Origin of the sequence: Micromonospora coriariae (assembly GCF_900091455.1) — a bacterium.
Classification (GTDB): Bacteria; Actinomycetota; Actinomycetes; order Mycobacteriales; family Micromonosporaceae; genus Micromonospora; species Micromonospora coriariae.
The window spans coordinates 2,916,931-2,932,571 of the sequence record NZ_LT607412.1 but is presented as its reverse complement, the minus strand read 5'-3'; the positions used below and the strand labels follow the sequence as shown (position 1 = coordinate 2,932,571).

Below are 15,641 nucleotides of genomic sequence, written 5' to 3'. Positions count from 1 at the left end.
TGGGGGATTCCATGAAATTGCGACAATTTGCGTTTATTTCCGCGCTGCTGACGGCTGCCTCGATCGCCGGCAGTGGTGTGCAGCCACCGGGGCCGATCCCGGACGGCCGGCCCGCCGGCAGCGTGGAAATCATCGACCTGAACGGCCTGCGCAACATCGAGTTCGGTGACACCGAGGACGAGCTGACCCGCCGGGGCATCCTGCGTACCGACCTGGACGCCTGCGGGCCGATGCTCGCCGGCCACGACACGGTCAGCCCGGTCTTCGTCGAGGACAGACTGGTGCTGCTCTGGGTCGGCGACCCGATGCGGACACCTGAGGGCATCACCGCGGGCTCACCCGTCGACCAGGTCTGGTCCCGCTATCCGTCCGTCACCCGGCTGCGCGCTCCACAGGGGACGTACCGGCTCGACGGGCTGCTCGCCCGCCGCGGGGACCGCGCGTACCTCTTCCTGCACGACGGGCGCACGGTCCGCAAGACCATCGCCGGGTACGCCGACTGGGCCCGCCGCCTCTTCGACGAGGGCGCCGGCCCCTGCTGACCCAGGCGTCGACCGCCAGAAGTCGTACGAGTGAGGCTGCGCGACCAGTCCGCCAGCCGATCGGCGCGAAGTCGCTCCAGGACCGGACCATCTCGACGGGGTGGCGGCGCTGCTGCGACGGTGAGCGCCCGTCGCCGGGGCTCAGGCCGTGTCGGTGGCGGGCTCGGGCAGTCGGGCCCCCGACGCGGCGGCGAACCCGGCGAGCGCGATCTCGGCCGCCTGGTGCAGGTCCTCCCGGCTGACCCCGGCGGCGGCGTGCACCGACTGACCTTCGGTGACGATCATGACGAAGCGGGCGAGCGCGGCCGGGTCGGCGTTGGCGGGTAGGTCGCCTTCGGCGACGGCGCTGGTGAACCGGTCGGCGAGGGCGCGCTCACCGGCCAGGCGGCTGGCGGCGAGGAACCCGGCGACCGGCGCGTTCTGGGTGGAGCAGGCGGTGCCGCCCTGGATCGACAGGCAGCCGGCTGGACGGTCGGGTCGGGTCACGGCGAGCACGTTGTCGCGGAGCAGCGTGGCGACGACCTGGTACGCGGTGGGTTGGGCGAGCGCGTTCCGCGCGTACCCCATGTCCTGTTCGGCGTAGCGGGCCACGACCTTGCGGAACAACTCCTCCTTGCCGCCGTACGCGGCGTAGAGGCTGGGTTTGTTGATGCCCATGGCGGCGGTGAGGTCGCTCACCGAGGCGCCCTCGTACCCCTGGCGCCAGAACACCTCGACTGCGCGCTCCAGCGCCTCGTCGGCGTCGAAACCCCGTGGTCGTCCTCGCTGCGGCACGGTTCCACCTCCTCCCGCGGCCATGCTACCCGCGGTGCAACCGATCGGTACAGAAATTTGCGGACCAGGTCAGTGGTTGCTACCGTCAAATCAGTACCGCTCGGTACAGAAATCTTGGAGGATCGTGTGGCGACTCGACTGAACACCTCGCTGCCCGCGGTCGGGCTCTGGAGCATGGAGCTGCGCGGCGCCGCGAACCCGGCCGTCCGGGACGCGGCGACCGAACTCGACGAACGGGGCTTCCGGGCGCTGTGGGTGCCCGGCCTCGACGGCCGCGGGGCCGTCGACGACGTCGGGCACCTGCTGGCGGCCGCACCGCACGCCACTGTGGCGCTGGGTGTGCTGGCGATCTGGGGCCAGGACCCGATGGCTCTCGGTGACCGGCTGGCCGCGCTGGACGCCGCACACGGGCCCCGGACAGTCCTCGGCTTCGGGGTGAGCAACGCCCACTCCGCCGCCCAGGCGGGCCAGGACTACGGCCGGCCGGTGGAGACGATGGGCCGCTGGCTGGACGCCCTGGACGCCGCGCCCCGGCCGGTTCCCGCTGGACGGCGCATCCTCGGCGCGCTCGGGCCGAGGATGGCGGACCTCGCCGCCGACCGAACGGCCGGATGGCACCCGTTTCTGGTGACCCCGGACTACACGGCGGCGCAGCGGAGACGCGTTGGAGACCAGCCGCTGGTCGCACCGCACCTGGCTGTCGTCCTCGACGAGGACCCGCACCGGGCCCGCGCCGCCGCCCGGGCGGGGATCGGCATGTTCATCGGCTTCCCGACGTACCGAGCCAACCTGGCACGCCTGGGATTCACCGACGACGACCTGGTCCCCGGCGGCAGCGACCGTCTGATCGACGCCGTGGTCGCCTGGGGCGACCTGGACGCGGTGGCCACACGCATCCGCGAGCACCTGAACGCCGGCGCGGACCACGTCGCCCTCCACGTGCTGCGGCCCGACGGTCCGGATCGGCCGGCGCTGCCCATGCCGCAGTGGCGCGAACTGGCCACTCTCCTGCCGAGCTTCGCCTCCACCCCCGCAACCCACTGACCACCCGCCGGTACGACAACGCGGCAGGACAACCACACCAGAAGCAATAGGAGACCAATCGTGGGACAGCTTGACGGCAAGACCGCCCTCGTCACCGGGGGCACCGCCGGCATCGGCCTGGCCGCCGCCCGCCGCTTCGCCGCCGAAGGCGCGTACGTCTTCGTCACCGGCCGCCGCAAGGGCCCGGTGGACGAGGCCGTCGCCAGCATCGGCGCGAACGTCACAGGCATCGCCAGCGATGTCAGCAAGCTCGACGACCTGGACCGGGTGATGCGGGCGATCGAGGAGCGGGGCGCGGGCCTGGACGTGGTGTTCGCCAACGCCGGCGGTGGCGAGTTCCGGTCGCTCGACTCGATCACGGTCGAGCACGTGGCCACCACCTTCGACACCAACATCTACGGCACCATCTTCACAGTCCAGAAGGCCCTGCCCCTGCTCAACGAGGGCGCGACGATCGTGCTGACCGGCTCGACCGCCGCCAGCAACGGCACCCCGGCGTTCAGCGTCTACGCCGCGTCCAAGGCAGCCATCCGCTCGTTCGGCCGCACCTGGGCCGCCGAGCTGATCGGCCGGAAGATCCGGGTCAACACCCTGATCCCCGGCTCGACCGAGACTCCCGGGCTCGCAGGCCTCGCGCCCAGCCCCGCCGAGGCACCCGGGTTGCTGAAGACCATCGCCTCGGGCGTGCCCATGCAGCGCATGGCACACCCGGACGAGATCGCCAACGCCGCGCTCTTCCTCGCCTCCGACCAGAGCAGCTTCATGACCGGCGGCGAGTTGTTCGTCGACGGCGGCGAGCAGCAGCTCTGACGCGAAAACGCCCGGCCGATCCTCGCGGATCGCCGGGCGTTTTCGCACTTCAGAGCGGTGGCGGAGGGATTTGAACCCTCGGAGGGCGTTAACCCTCACACGCTTTCGAGGCGTGCTCCTTAGGCCGCTCGGACACGCCACCGCCGACGAGGGTACAGGACCACCGGTTGCGATGCCGAACCGGTATCACCGGCAGCGGCCTGGCAGGATCTTTGCCATGAGTACGCACATCGGCGCAAAGCCGGGAGAGATCGCCGAGCGGGTCCTGATGCCGGGCGACCCGCTGCGGGCCAAGTGGATCGCGGAGACCTACCTCGAGGGCGCCACCTGCTACTCGACGGTCCGGGGCATGCTGGGCTTCACCGGCCGCTGGAACGGCGTCGAGGTCTCCGTCCAGGGCTCCGGCATGGGCATGCCGTCCGCCTCCATCTACGCCCACGAGCTGATCAACGAGTACGGCGTGAAGACGCTGATTCGAGTCGGCTCCTGCGGTGCCCTCAGCACCGACCTCCAACTGCGGGACGTGGTCGCCGCGATCGGCTCGTCCACCGACTCGAACATGAACCGGATGCGCTTCGACGGCCTGATCGACTACGCCCCGGTGGCCGATTTCGGGCTGCTGCGTACCTCGGTCGAGGTGGCCGAGCGGCGCGGCATCACCATGCACGTCGGGCCGATCCTGGCCGCGGACGCCTTCTACACGGACCGGCCGGATCTCTACGACACCCTCGCCGACTACGGCGTGCTGGCGGTGGAGATGGAGTCGGCGGCGCTCTACACGATCGCCGCCCGGTTCAAGGCGCGCGCGCTGACCGTCCTGACCGTCAGCGACCACATCAAGACCGGCGAGAAGACCACCTCCGAGGAGCGCGAGCAGACCTTCAGCCAGATGGTCGAGATCGCCCTCGACACCATCATCACCTGACCCACCCCGCCGCCCCCGCCCCAACCTCGTCGATCTAGGGCATATCGCTGCTAATGGATCTCTAATCACGGCGATATGCCCTAGATCGACGCCGGGTGGCGGGCGGTGGGCGGCCGGGGGGGTGGGGGCGGGGGTGGGGGGTAGCACAGGGGTGGGGGCTAATGGGCTTTGTGCACAGGGCGATGGGTTATCCACAGGGTGCGGCTGTGGGTGAGCGCAGCGACGGTGAGCGGGGGCAGCCTTCCCCGCCGTGGACCTTTACTCGCAGGCGGCTGAGCTACCTTGGCGGATCCCGATCGACCTACAGCCGGCTCGCTACCGCCAGCTGAGGAATGCGGGCTTGTCGGCGGGCGCGGTCAGGTGGCGCACGAACAGAGGGCGACTGCACCGGCCGTACCACGGCAGGTACATCTCGGGCCCGGACCTGCCCGGGCTGTGGGGGCGGGCACGAGCCGCGCTGATGGACAACCCGGACGCGGTGCTGGGCTTCCACAGTGCTGCCCAACTCCACGGCTTCGGGATTGCACCGACCGACAACGTTCACCTGCTCATCCCTGCGGGAAGGCCCTTCCCGCAACGGCGAGGGATCACCTCACACCAGACAGTTCTGCCGACTGCCCCACCCGTCTGCATCCTTGGCCTTCCCTGTGCGGGAGCACCCCGCGTCGCCGTTGATCTCGCCCGTACGCTTCCCCGGCTCGACGCCCTGCCGCTCCTCGACGCCGCACTCTTCGCCGGGGCGGTGACACCGGAAGAGCTGCTCGTCGAGGTAAGCCGGCACGACGGGCTACGTGGTGTGCGACAGGCTCGCGAACTCGTGGCGATCGCGGACGGACGAGCGGAGTGCCGACAGGAGACCCAGCTTCGGCTGCTCCTCATCGATGCCGGCATCAAAGATTTCGTACCCCAATTGCCGGTACGCGACGGCGCAGGTCGTGTCCGGTGCCGCCTTGACCTGGGCGATCCGTGCCGCATGATCGCAGCAGAGTACGACGGCTCCTCCCACCTCAACCGCCAGACGCTGCGAAGGGACCGCTCCCGCCACAACTGGCTGGAGCAACAGGGGTGGGCGATGCGCTACTTCACCGCCGCAGACCTGTACCACTCCCCCGAAAGCGTCCTCTCCACGATCACTACCGCCCGTCGATCTAGGGCGAATCGTCGCGCATGGAGATCAACTGACGCTCATATGCCCTAGATCGACGCGGAAAGGGGGCGGGCGGGCGGGGGGCGGGGGGTTAGCGGAAGAAGGCGCGTAGTACGGCGGCGGTTTCGGCTTCCAGGACGCCGCCGTAGACCTCGGGGCGGTGGTTGAGTCGGCGGTCGCGCAGCACGTCCCACAGTGAGCCGGCCGCGCCGGTCTTCGGCTCCCAGGCGCCGAAGACGACGGTGGAGACCCGGGCCAGCACGAGCGCTCCCGCACACATGGTGCACGGTTCCAGGGTGACCACCAGGGTGCAGCCGTCCAACCGCCATCGGCCGGCCTGCTCGGCGCCCCTGCGCAACGCCAGCACCTCGGCGTGCGCGGTGGGGTCGCCGGTCAGCTCCCGCTCGTTGCGCCCGATCGCCAGTTCGGTCCCGTCGGGGCCGTAGAGCACCGCTCCCACCGGCACGTCGTCCACGTCGGCAGCGCCCACGTCGTCGACGGCGGGGCCGGTGACGGCGACCTCCAGCGCGCGGCGCATCCACAGCTCGTGCCGCTGGCGCCGGCCGACGTCCCCCGGGTCGGCCAGCCCCTCGTGGGCGCCCGGTCCGGCGCGGCCCACCGCGCCGGGGGTCGGCTGCCCCGGCCGGATCGTCTCCAGCTGGGGATCGGTGGCGTCGGCGGGCTCTCCACCGCCCACGGGCGGCATCCCGCCGTCCGATCCGGTGGGATCAGACCTCACGCAGGTCCTCGACCTCGTCGGCGCAGCCGAGCACCTCGCAGATCTCGGCGGTGACGTCGGCCGGCAGCATCCCCTCATGGGTGCACAGGGCCAGCAGTTTCTGCGCGGGAATGCCCAGGTTGGCCAGCAGGTCGGCGTCGCCTACCGGGTCGGCCTCCGGGTCGACTGCGGGCTGCTCGCTCTCCTCGTCGCCGCCGGTCGCCGGGCGCGGCTCGTCGTCGCCGTCGAGCCCGGTGACCGAGGTCTTCAGATCACCGACCAGCAGCGAACCCAGCCGGGATTCCTCGGCGTACGCGGAGTCCGACCCGAACACCCTCAGGTCCTCGCCCTCGTCGAGGCGCAGGATCACCAGGTAGGCGTCGTCCGCCTCGACGAAGAGCAGCGAGATGTCGGCCTCCTGGTCGACGTCACGCAGCCGGTCGGCGACCTCGTCGATGTCGGTGGCGCCGCGCAGGCTGACCTCTGCGGCGGTCCAGCCACTGTCGTCGCGCACCACGGCCGCAGCGAAGTACGACACGGTCCCCCCAATAGCCCTCGGCACAGCGCCGACTCGTTACGCGTGCACGTTAGCCGGTCGGGTCGGCAGGCGACCGGTCAACGCCCCGAAGGGCCGGTCATTCCTGACAAAGTCGGATCAGCCGGCTACCCGACGGCGGGTGGCGATGAGCTGGCGCAGACGCTCGGTGCGCAGCCGCTGGGGCCGGTTGCGCTGACGTACCTGCCTGGCCCCCGCCAACTCGGCGAGCAGCTGCAGGCGGCGGCGGCTTCGATCGGGGTCCTGCCGCGGGGTGGTCCAGGCCATAGTGCCGAGCGTGCCCAGTCTCGGCGGCCACGTCAAGATGGCGTTCGCTGCGCAGCCAACCGGGCACGCGGCGCAGTCACCGCCGACCCGAACGAAGGCCCGCCGGCCCGGTCACCACAGCGGCCAGTCACCGCCGGTCGCCCAGCGGACCGCCACCACGGCGGCGGCGATGCTCCAGCCGCCGGCGGTGACAATGGCCACCCCGGTGGCCACCCCACGGTCGCCGAAGCGCACGAGGACCAGGGCGGTGAACCAGGCCAGCAGACCGGCCACCACCGTCCACCACGCGTAGCTGGCCACGTCGGTGCCGAGTAGACCGAAGAGCACCAGCCAGGCGGCTGCCGCGCCACCGCCGGCGGCGACACCGCCGCCGGTGACCGGGTGCGGTTCGCGGTAGGTGGGGCGGGTCGGCGGCCCGGCCGGAAAGAGCCCCGAGGGGGTACGCGAGGCCGGGCGCGCGACGGCGTCGGGATCCGGGCCGGGATCGGGCCGGGCGATGGTCACCGTCGCTGCCCTCCCTCACGCGCGTCGTTCGTGCCCACGGTACCGGTCTGCCAGGATGACCGGATGCCCTCGCCGACGATCGGCCGCCGCACGCGTCCGGCGTACCCGATCCTGCTGCTGCTCGCCCCGGTGCTGGCCGCCGGCTGCGCGACCACCCGGCCGGGGGTCCCACCGGACGGCGTCGCCCCGACGCCGCCGGCGGTCTGGGCGACCGCCGACCAGCCCGGGACGCCCTCCGCCACGGCGACGGCGGCCGGTCCGACCCGCCCGACGCCGTCGTCGGCCCGGCCGTCGGCGAGCGCACCCCGCGTCGGGCTGCGGCACGTCTTTCCGGTACGCGCCGACGACGTGGCCTATCACCCGACGCACGGCGCCTACCCGGCGACGGACATCTTCGCCGACTGCGGTGAGACGTTCGTCGCGGTGACCGACGGGACGGTGCTCGAGGTGAGTCGCACCGACCGGTACGACAAGCGCGGTCCGCAGGGCCCGGAGAACGGGGGCCTGTCGGTCGCCCTGCTCGGCGATGACGGGGTGCGGTACTACGGCTCGCACCTGAGCGTGGTGACCACCGGCGTCGATGCCGGTGCCCGGGTGCGCGCCGGGCAGCAGCTCGGCAAGGTGGGCCGCACCGGCAACGCGAACAACGTCTGCCACGTGCACTTCGGCATCTCGCCGCCGTGCACTGGCAGGGACGGCTGGTGGATCCGGCGAGGGGTGCTCTGGCCGGCGCGCTACCTGGACTCCTGGCGGCGTGGCGGCAATCGGGAACCGGCCGCCGAGGTCACCGCGTGGCAGCGCAAACACGGCTGCCCGAAGGCTCCCTGACGGGCCCCACAACGGCTAGGTTCGGTGGGATGAAGGCCCGGGACCCCATCGCCGACCTGCGCCGGATCGCGTTCCTGCTGGAGCGGGCCAACGAGGCCACCTATCGGGTGCGGGCGTTCCGGTCGGCGGCCAAGGCGTTGGCCGGGCTGCCGGCGGCCGAGGTGACCGAGCGGGCCGGCAACGGCACGCTCACCAAGCTGGCCGGGGTCGGTGACGTCACGGCCCGCTGTGTGGCGGAGTCGCTGGCCGGTGAGGAGCCGGTCTACCTGCGCCGGCTGGTGGCGACCGAGGGCAGTGACCTGGACGCCGAGGCGACGGCGCTGCGTACCGCGTTGCGCGGTGACTGTCACACCCACTCGGACTGGTCCGACGGCGGCTCGCCGATCGAGGAGATGGCGCTGGCCGCGGTGGAGCTGGGCCACGAGTACCTGGTGCTCACCGACCACTCGCCACGGCTGAAGGTGGCCCGGGGGTTGACCGCCGATCGGCTGCGCCGTCAGCTCGACCATGTGGCACAGGTCAACGCGGCGCTGCCGGAGGGGTTCCGGATCCTGACCGGGATCGAGGTGGACATCCTCGCGGACGGCTCACTGGACCAGGACGAGGAGCTGCTGGCCCGGCTGGACGTGGTGGTCGGATCGGTGCACAGCGGCCTGAACGACGAGCGGGCGAAGATGACCCGGCGGATGCTGACCGCGGTCGCCAACCCCCACCTGGACATCCTCGGCCACTGCACCGGCCGGATGGTGTCGTCCCGCCCGGCCGGGGTGACCGGGCCGGGCGACCGGGGGCACCGGGCCCGGACCCGGGGGGAGAGCGACTTCGACGCGGACGCGGTCTTCGCCGCCTGCGCGGAGCACGACACGGCCGTCGAAATCAACTCGCGGCCGGAGCGGCAGGACCCGCCGAAGCGGCTGATCCGCCGCGCCCTGGAGGCCGGCTGCCGGTTCGCGATCAACACGGACGCGCACGCCCCGGGCCAGCTCGACTGGCAGCGGTTCGGCTGCGAGCGGGCCGCCCGGTGCGGCGTCCCCGCCGACCGGGTGGTCAACACCTGGTCGGCGAAGCAACTCGTCGAGTGGGCCGGCGACCGGTCGTGAGCCGCCGGCCGAGCCTCAGCGGCTGACCGGTTCCGCAGCGGGGGTGGCGGGCGCGCCGACGCCGGCCACCGGCCGCGGCCGCCGCCGGCCGAACACGCCCTGCGAGACCGCGACCCCCAGCAGCACGATCAGCGCGCCGACCGGCTGGTGCCAGTTGAGCCGCTCATCGAGCGCCACGGCCCCGATCAGCACCGCGAAGATCGGGATCAGGTAGGTGACGGTGGAGGCGGTACTCGCCCCGGCCACCCGGATGTTGCGCATGTTGATCACGAAGGCGAGCCCGGTGCCGAGCGCGCCGAGGGCCAGCACGCTGGCCACCACCTTCGCCGACAGGTCGGTGGGCAGCGGTGGCGCGCCCGCGACGAACGGGGTGACGATGGCCAGTTGGCCGGCGGCGAGCAGCAACTGTGCCGCGGAGAGCGACAGCCCGGAGTGGCTGCTGCCCGCGACGAACCGCTTCTGGTACGGGATGGCGAAGCCGTAGCAGGCGGCCGCGCCGAAGCACATCAGCTGCCCGGTGAAGTGCGCCCCGCCGATGCCCTCCCAGACCCCGAGCACCACGAGCACACCAAGGAAGCCCAGCCCGAGCCCGACCGCGCGGCGTACGGTCAGCCGTTCGGTGCGGAAGACCAGCACCGCCAGCGGCAGCACGATCAGCGGCGTGGTGGCGTTCCAGATGCCGGCGAGCATCGACTCGACCCGCTGCTCGCCGTAGCCGAAGAGGGTGAACGGCACGGCCACGCCGAACGCTGCGACCACGAAGAGGTGCGCCCAGACCCGGGGCTCGGAGGGCAGCCGGTCGCGCAGCACCGCGAGCACCACCAGCAGGGTCAGCGCGCCGGCGAGGACCCGGTAGAGGGTGAGCTGGACCGGGTGCAGCTCGGCCACCCCGACCTTGATGAACAGGAAGCTGGAGCCCCAGATGGCGGCGAGGGCGATGAAACCCGGCAGCCAGGCGCGCAGCGGCGCCTTGTCAGGAGTGATGTCGGTGTTCACCCCTGACACTCTGCCGGAGGCGTACGACAAAGTCGCGCGACTTTCGGACACCATCTCCGGCCACCACGGTGCCACCAACCGCTGGCTGAACACGACAAACGTCGTCGACACCGGGGCGGGTTGGTCACGTAGGGTCGCACCGTGGGACGAATTGATGAACTCGCCAACCGCTACGTGGCCGAGTGGGCGCCGTTGAGCCCGACCGGCGCCACCTACGTCGGCATCGCCGGCCATGACGACCAGCTGGACGACCTCTCGCCCGAGGGTTACCGGGCGCGGGCGGACCTGACCCGCCGGACCCTCTCGGAGCTGGAGGCGACCGAGCCGGACACCGAGGCGGAACGGACCGCCAAGGAGGCCATGCAGGAACGGCTCGGCCTGGACCTGGCGCGGTACGACGCCGGCGAGGCCACCAGCGAGGTCAACGTGATCGCCAGCGGGCTGCACGACATCCGCATGGTGTTCGACCTGATGCCGACCGCGACGGCCGACGCGCAGGCCAACATCGCCGCCCGACTCAACGGCTTCCCGGGCGCGCTGGAGGGCTACAAGACCACGCTGCGGGAGGCGCTCGCCGCCGGCCAGATCAGCTCGAAGGTGCAGCTGGTCGAGGTGGCGAAGCAGTGCGACATCTGGGTCGACCCGACCGGGGACAACTTCTTCCACGGGCTGGTCGAGCGGCTGGGCGCGGACGGCACGCTCGGCGCCGAGCTGCGCCGGGGCGCGGCGGCGGCCACCGCGGCGACCGCGGAGTTCGGCCAGTTCCTGCGCGCCGAGCTGGCGCCGCACGGGCGGGACAAGCAGGCGGCCGGCCGGGAACGCTACGAACTCGCCTCGCAGTACTTCCTCGGCGCCAAGGTCGACCTGGACGAGACGTACGCCTGGGGGTTCGCCGAGCTGGCCCGCCTGGAGGCGGAGATGCGGGTCGTCGCCGGTCGCATCGCGGGCCCCGGCGCCAGTGTCGACGAGGCCGTGGCCGCGCTGGACGCCGACCCGGCGCGGACCATCCAGGGCAAGGAGGCGTTCCGGGACTGGATGCAGGCGCTCGCCGACAAGGCGATCAGCGAGCTGCACGGCACCCACTTCGACATCCCGGAGCAGGTTCGCCGGATCGAGTGCTGCCTCGCCCCGACCAGCGACGGCGCCATCTACTACACCGGGCCGAGCGAGGACTTCTCCCGCCCGGGTCGGATGTGGTGGGCGGTGCCGCAGGGCATCACCGACTTCTCCACCTGGCGGGAGGTGACCACGGTCTACCACGAGGGCGTGCCGGGTCATCACCTTCAGGTGGCGCAGACCGCGGTCCGCGCCGACCTGCTCAACCGCTGGCAGCGGTTGCTCTGCTGGGTCTCCGGGCACGGCGAGGGGTGGGCGCTCTACTCGGAGCGGCTGATGGACGAGCTGGGCTACCTGGAGGACCCGGGCGACAAGCTGGGCATGCTCGACGGCCAGGCGATGCGCGCGGCCCGGGTGATCGTCGACATCGGCATGCACCTGGAGCTGGAGATCCCGAAGGACAATCCGTTCGGCTTCCACCCGGGCGAGCGGTGGACGCCCGAGCTGGGCTGGGAGTTCATGCGGGCGCACTGCCGGGTGCCGGACGAGAACCTGCGCTTCGAGCTGAACCGCTACCTGGGCTGGCCGGGGCAGGCGCCCTCGTACAAGGTCGGTGAGCGGATCTGGCTCCAGGCCCGCGAGGACGCCAAGGCCCGCAAGGGCGCGGACTTCGACCTGCGGGAGTTCCACCGGCAGGCGTTGGACCTGGGCGCGCTGGGCCTCGACCCGCTGCGCAAGGCGCTGGCCCGACTCTGACCCGTCACCGCCCTTCGCCGGTACGACGCCGGCGAGGGGCGGTGGTCACCGCTCAGCCGAGGCTCAGTGCCAGCGCCGGCCGGGCGGTCAGGGTGTCACTGGTGACGTACGCCAGGTCGATGACCGGCTCGGTGAACGTGACCGGGATGGGCAGGGTGACCGGGATGCCGTCCGGCAACGGCAGGTCCGGGGTCAGAGTGACCTTGATGCCGAGCAGCCGGCCGACGAAACGGGTGGCGTAGAAGGCCACGTCACCGCGGACCGTCAGCCGGTCGGTCGCGTACCGCTGGCTGCGCCCCTCGGGGCCGTCCGCGCGGAGCAGGAAGTCGTCGGTCACCGCCTCGCGCATGCTGAACTTCAGCACCTTGAGGTCGCCCTTCTCGGACCGCAGCTCGGTGGTGCCCTCGAACCGCAGCCCGGTCATGGTGACCTTGGAGCCGGTGAGCTTGGACGGCGTCTGCGCGACCTTCGGCAGGGTCGGGTCTGCGGCGAGGCGCGGCAGCGGCTTACCCGGCTCCACCTTGCCCGGCTTCGCGGGACGGGTCGGGGTCGGCGACGGGCAGTCGGCGGGCCCGGGGTGGTTGGCCGGCGGCCGGGTCGGCGTGCCTGTCGGTTTCGCTGACGGTGTCGCCGTCGGGCTCGCCGACGGCGTCGCGGTGTCGTCACGCCGTCCACCGGTGAGCAGGTCGCCGATCCCGTCCAGGATGTCGGTGATCAGGTTGCCGTCCGAGTCGCGCTCCGGTGTCGGGCTCGGGCTGGCCGTCGGCGTCGCGGTGGGCGCGCTCCGGCTCGGCGAGGGGGTCACCGCCGAGGACGGGGTGGGACAGGCGGTCGCGGCGGGCCGGCCGGGGGCGGCCTGCACGGGTCGGGGTTGGGTGGCCAGTCCAGCGGCCGCGACACCGAGCACCACCAGGACGACAGCGAAGGTACGCGGATCAGCGGAGCGTCCCGGCCATTCGGGCGGCGCGCCCACGTCGGCCGGTTCCGTTGCGGGCTGCTCGGTGACCGGCTGCTCGGCGTCGGACTGCTCGGCGACCGGTGGCTGTTCCGCGTCAGGCTCCTCCGCGTCAGGCTCGGCGGCGGGCGGGGCAGGGCGGGTGGGCGTCCAGGCGAAGGCGAGTGCGCTGCCGACCATGCCGAGCAGCAGACCGACGAAGAAGCCGCCGAGGTTGAGCCCGATAAGCGAGTAGACGGTGGTGACCGCCGCGACGATCGAGTAGAACAGCCGCTGCGCCGGGCTGAGCCAGAGCAGCAGGCCACAGGTCACCAGGATGACCGGGATCAGCAGTGAGAGCAGGCCGGTGGCTCCGCTGTGGAAGCTCAGGCCGTTCAGCGTCATCCGGGTGGAGGCGAACATCTCGACCCCGGCCAGGATGATGAACAGACCACCCCAGAACGGTCGGCTCCGCTGCCAACGGCGGAAGATCCGCCACGCCTGGGCCACACTGCCCGGCCGGGCGTGGGACGGGTTGTCGCTTGTCACGTACTCCTCCTGGCGGAGCGGGGACGGGGACACGGACGTGGCCCGCGGTGGTCGGCCACCGCGGGCCACGGCTCATCTCAGAAGCACTCCTTGCCCTTGGCGTCGTCGCCCACGTTGACCTTCAGCCGGAGTCCGACCAGGTTGAAGGTGGCCGCGGTGGTGTACCGGGACACCTGCCGAAGGTTGGTGATGGTGACGTGGTCGGAGTTCTGACCGAACGATCCGGCCTGCGCCGTCGGGTTCAGGTCGGTCGCGTCCCGACCAATCTTGATGTTGGTGAACGTCGCGTTCCCGTTCAGCGAGTCCATCGCGATCAGCAGGTCCTTGGCCCGGGCGGGATCCTTGCCCTCACCGGCGTTGATGGTGAGCACCACCGGCAGGCCGGGCAGGTCGGCCCGGACGGACTGGCAGAGGCTGTACAGCTCGGCGCTGCTGATCTCGGAGAGGGCGATCGGGTGGACCTCGCCGGACTTGCCGTCCTTGCCCTTCTCCCGGACGATGCCGCCGTACTGCTTGAAGCCGTCCCCCTCGAGGCGCTCGGCGCCGATCTTGAACGTCTGCCCGGACACGGTGATGTCGGAGGCGATCGCGCCGGTCGACATCCCGAACAGGATGGCGCCGGCGGCGGCCGTGGCGGGCACCATCATGGCGGCGAACCGCCGCCACCGGGTACGACCCTGATTGTCAAACCGATCCTGCACGGGTTCCTCCTCAGGCGGATGCGCGCGGTGGCCGGTCCCGGACTGGCGGCCCGCACCGGGCCCGTCGCCTGTTACCGGCGGGTAACGATCGAGCCTGATCGTGCACCCGTCGCGGCGCAGCCCACAACCCCCTGATTACCCGGCAGTAACAGGCGGTTGATCGAGCGACAGCACGGCGTCACGCTGGGTCAAGGAAGTCACCGTCAAGAGCAGCCGAATCAGCAACAAATCCGCCCCTAACTCGTGGACCAACGACGGACAGTAACTGACGCATCGACCAATTACAATCAGATAACGACTGTAAAGTAGGCAGGAATCCGAGCTCGATCCGGTACCGCTCGACCTCCCTCTGCCGCAGCTGGATGGCTATGCTCTGCGGCGTGCCGCTGATCGATTACTACGGCCCGCAGGGCTGGGGCAGCCAGTCACCCCCGCTGCGGCAACGCCAGCACGTCGCGACCGACCTGATCTTCGCCGCGATGGCCGCCGACCCGGCGGCGCAGACGGCCATTCTCGATGTCGGATGCGGCGACGGCAGTTTCCTGGCCCATCTCGCGTCCAGTGCCCCCGACCGGGACATCCGCTGGATCGGGGTCGACTACTCGGAGCACCAACTCGCCCGGGCAGCCGAGCTGCCGTACGAGTTCCACCGCTGCGACCTGGGCGACGGCCTGCCTTTTCCGGACACCTCCATCGACCTGGTGCACGCGGGTGAGGTGCTCGAGCATCTGTACGACCCCGACCACCTGCTGGAGGAGTGCGCGCGCGTGCTCCGCCCGGGCGGCCACCTCGTCATCACCACGCCGAACCTGCAGGCCTGGTACAACAGGGCGCTCTTCCTGGCCGGAGTCCAGCCGATCTTCTACGAGACCTCCTCCCGGTCGACCGAGGTGGGCGCCGGGCCGCTGCGTCGCCTCAAGACCGACACCATCCCGGTCGGGCATCTGCGCCTGTTCAACCGCACCGCGCTGCTCGACCTGCTGCGTCGCGAAGGGTTCGAGCCAGTCACACTGCGGGGCGCGGGGTTCCACGGGGTCCCGTCGAGCATGGCCTGGTTGGACGCGGCCATGTGCCGGCGACCGTCGCTCGCATCGATCCTCGTGGTGCTGGCCGTCAAGCGGTGAAAAGCAGTTCGGTGGGCCCGGCGAACCGGGCCCACCGAACTGGTACGTCAGGCTTCAGCGCGCCGCGGGACGCTCGGCCGACGACCGCTGATCGGGCACCGTCCGTTCGGTCGAGTCGGCTGACGGCGCTACCACCGTCGGCGCATCTGCCGTCGGCGCATCTGCCGTCGGCGCTTCCGCCGTCGGCGTCTCTGCCGTCGGCGTCTCTGCCGTCGGCGTCTCTGCCGTCGGCGTCTCTGCCGTCGGCGTCTCTGCCGTCGGCGTCTCTGCCGTCGGCGTCTCTGCCGTCGGCGTCTCTGCCGTCGGCGCT

Annotated in this window: 16 protein-coding genes, 1 tRNA gene and 1 pseudogene; 9 read left to right on the top strand and 9 right to left on the bottom strand. The window is 71.5% G+C overall.

Annotated elements, in window-relative coordinates:
• The first annotated feature begins 47 nt into the window (after positions 1–47).
• A complete protein-coding gene (locus tag GA0070607_RS13765; protein WP_172899186.1) occupies positions 48–542 on the top strand; it encodes a hypothetical protein in 495 nt (164 codons plus the stop codon).
• Between the two features lie 141 nt (positions 543–683).
• Here the strand turns inward: GA0070607_RS13765 and GA0070607_RS13760 are convergent, their stop codons facing one another.
• Positions 684–1,316, bottom strand: a complete 633-nt coding sequence (locus tag GA0070607_RS13760) for a TetR/AcrR family transcriptional regulator (RefSeq protein WP_197701263.1) — start codon at positions 1,314–1,316, stop codon at positions 684–686.
• A 126-nt stretch (positions 1,317–1,442) separates the two neighbouring features.
• Here GA0070607_RS13760 and GA0070607_RS13755 point away from each other — a divergent pair, with 126 nt between their 5' ends.
• On the top strand, positions 1,443–2,360 hold the full coding sequence (locus GA0070607_RS13755) for a TIGR03620 family F420-dependent LLM class oxidoreductase (RefSeq protein WP_231931019.1): 918 nt from the start codon (positions 1,443–1,445) through the stop codon (positions 2,358–2,360).
• Between the two features lie 60 nt (positions 2,361–2,420).
• Complete coding sequence (locus GA0070607_RS13750; protein WP_089018560.1) at positions 2,421–3,170, top strand: SDR family oxidoreductase; 750 nt, start codon at positions 2,421–2,423, stop codon at positions 3,168–3,170.
• A gap of 55 nt (positions 3,171–3,225) precedes the next feature.
• Here the strand turns inward: GA0070607_RS13750 and GA0070607_RS13745 are convergent.
• A tRNA-Ser gene (locus tag GA0070607_RS13745) sits at positions 3,226–3,312 on the bottom strand.
• Between the two features lie 75 nt (positions 3,313–3,387).
• Here GA0070607_RS13745 and deoD point away from each other — a divergent pair.
• Positions 3,388–4,095: a purine-nucleoside phosphorylase gene (gene deoD / locus GA0070607_RS13740; protein WP_089018559.1), complete on the top strand. Its 708-nt coding sequence runs from the start codon at positions 3,388–3,390 to the stop codon at positions 4,093–4,095.
• A 460-nt stretch (positions 4,096–4,555) separates the two neighbouring features.
• A complete protein-coding gene (locus GA0070607_RS13735; protein WP_231931018.1) occupies positions 4,556–5,293 on the top strand; it encodes an endonuclease domain-containing protein in 738 nt (245 codons plus the stop codon).
• A gap of 40 nt (positions 5,294–5,333) precedes the next feature.
• On the opposite strand, the gene GA0070607_RS13730 is transcribed toward GA0070607_RS13735, so the two are convergent.
• The 4 genes from GA0070607_RS13730 to GA0070607_RS13720 form a co-directional block, all read right to left on the bottom strand.
• On the bottom strand, positions 5,334–5,780 hold the full coding sequence (locus GA0070607_RS13730) for a nucleoside deaminase (protein ID WP_172899185.1): 447 nt from the start codon (positions 5,778–5,780) through the stop codon (positions 5,334–5,336).
• A gap of 190 nt (positions 5,781–5,970) precedes the next feature.
• A complete protein-coding gene (locus tag GA0070607_RS13725; RefSeq protein WP_089018557.1) occupies positions 5,971–6,498 on the bottom strand; it encodes a tRNA adenosine deaminase-associated protein in 528 nt (175 codons plus the stop codon).
• 117 nt (positions 6,499–6,615) lie between these two features.
• Entirely contained in the window at positions 6,616–6,783 is a 168-nt protein-coding gene (locus GA0070607_RS32760; protein ID WP_172899030.1) for a hypothetical protein, read from the bottom strand.
• Positions 6,784–6,894: 111 nt separating this feature from the next.
• Positions 6,895–7,287, bottom strand: a complete 393-nt coding sequence (locus tag GA0070607_RS13720) for a hypothetical protein (RefSeq protein ID WP_408630883.1) — start codon at positions 7,285–7,287, stop codon at positions 6,895–6,897.
• A 63-nt stretch (positions 7,288–7,350) separates the two neighbouring features.
• On the opposite strand from GA0070607_RS13720, the gene GA0070607_RS13715 reads away from it, so the two are divergent.
• Both GA0070607_RS13715 and GA0070607_RS13710 read left to right on the top strand, forming a co-directional pair.
• On the top strand, positions 7,351–8,115 hold the full coding sequence (locus GA0070607_RS13715) for a M23 family metallopeptidase (protein WP_089018556.1): 765 nt from the start codon (positions 7,351–7,353) through the stop codon (positions 8,113–8,115).
• Positions 8,116–8,144: 29 nt separating this feature from the next.
• Positions 8,145–9,215, top strand: coding sequence for a PHP domain-containing protein (locus GA0070607_RS13710; protein ID WP_089018555.1), 1,071 nt, complete (start codon positions 8,145–8,147; stop codon positions 9,213–9,215).
• Here GA0070607_RS13710 and GA0070607_RS13705 read toward each other — a convergent pair.
• A pseudogene (locus GA0070607_RS13705) lies at positions 9,098–10,265 on the bottom strand (DMT family transporter); the annotation flags it as partial. The gene GA0070607_RS13710 and the pseudogene GA0070607_RS13705 sit on opposite strands and share 118 nt — an antisense overlap.
• An 87-nt stretch (positions 10,266–10,352) precedes the next feature.
• Here GA0070607_RS13705 and GA0070607_RS13700 point away from each other — a divergent pair.
• On the top strand, positions 10,353–12,023 hold the full coding sequence (locus GA0070607_RS13700; protein WP_089018554.1) for a DUF885 domain-containing protein: 1,671 nt from the start codon (positions 10,353–10,355) through the stop codon (positions 12,021–12,023).
• A gap of 52 nt (positions 12,024–12,075) precedes the next feature.
• On the opposite strand, the gene GA0070607_RS13695 is transcribed toward GA0070607_RS13700, so the two are convergent.
• Both GA0070607_RS13695 and GA0070607_RS13690 read right to left on the bottom strand, forming a co-directional pair.
• On the bottom strand, positions 12,076–13,506 hold the full coding sequence (locus GA0070607_RS13695) for a DUF6114 domain-containing protein (protein WP_089021838.1): 1,431 nt from the start codon (positions 13,504–13,506) through the stop codon (positions 12,076–12,078).
• 77 nt (positions 13,507–13,583) lie between these two features.
• Positions 13,584–14,207 (bottom strand): DUF6230 family protein, encoded by a 624-nt coding sequence (locus GA0070607_RS13690; protein WP_089018553.1) that lies wholly within the window; start codon positions 14,205–14,207, stop codon positions 13,584–13,586.
• A gap of 380 nt (positions 14,208–14,587) precedes the next feature.
• Here GA0070607_RS13690 and GA0070607_RS13685 point away from each other — a divergent pair, with 380 nt between their 5' ends.
• Positions 14,588–15,331, top strand: coding sequence for a class I SAM-dependent methyltransferase (locus tag GA0070607_RS13685; protein ID WP_157743152.1), 744 nt, complete (start codon positions 14,588–14,590; stop codon positions 15,329–15,331).
• The last annotated feature ends 310 nt before the right edge of the window (positions 15,332–15,641 follow it).

Bases quoted from the DNA above. Each gene is read 5' to 3' on its own strand.
- deoD (WP_089018559.1), top strand. From the start codon at position 3,388: ATGAGTACGCACATCGGCGCAAAGCCGGGAGAGATCGCCGAGCGGGTC.
- GA0070607_RS13735 (WP_231931018.1), top strand. From the start codon at position 4,556: ATGGACAACCCGGACGCGGTGCTGGGCTTCCACAGTGCTGCCCAACTC.
- GA0070607_RS13730 (WP_172899185.1), bottom strand. From the start codon at position 5,780: ATGCGCCGCGCGCTGGAGGTCGCCGTCACCGGCCCCGCCGTCGACGAC.
- GA0070607_RS32760 (WP_172899030.1), bottom strand. From the start codon at position 6,783: ATGGCCTGGACCACCCCGCGGCAGGACCCCGATCGAAGCCGCCGCCGC.
- GA0070607_RS13715 (WP_089018556.1), top strand. From the start codon at position 7,351: ATGCCCTCGCCGACGATCGGCCGCCGCACGCGTCCGGCGTACCCGATC.
- GA0070607_RS13710 (WP_089018555.1), top strand. From the start codon at position 8,145: ATGAAGGCCCGGGACCCCATCGCCGACCTGCGCCGGATCGCGTTCCTG.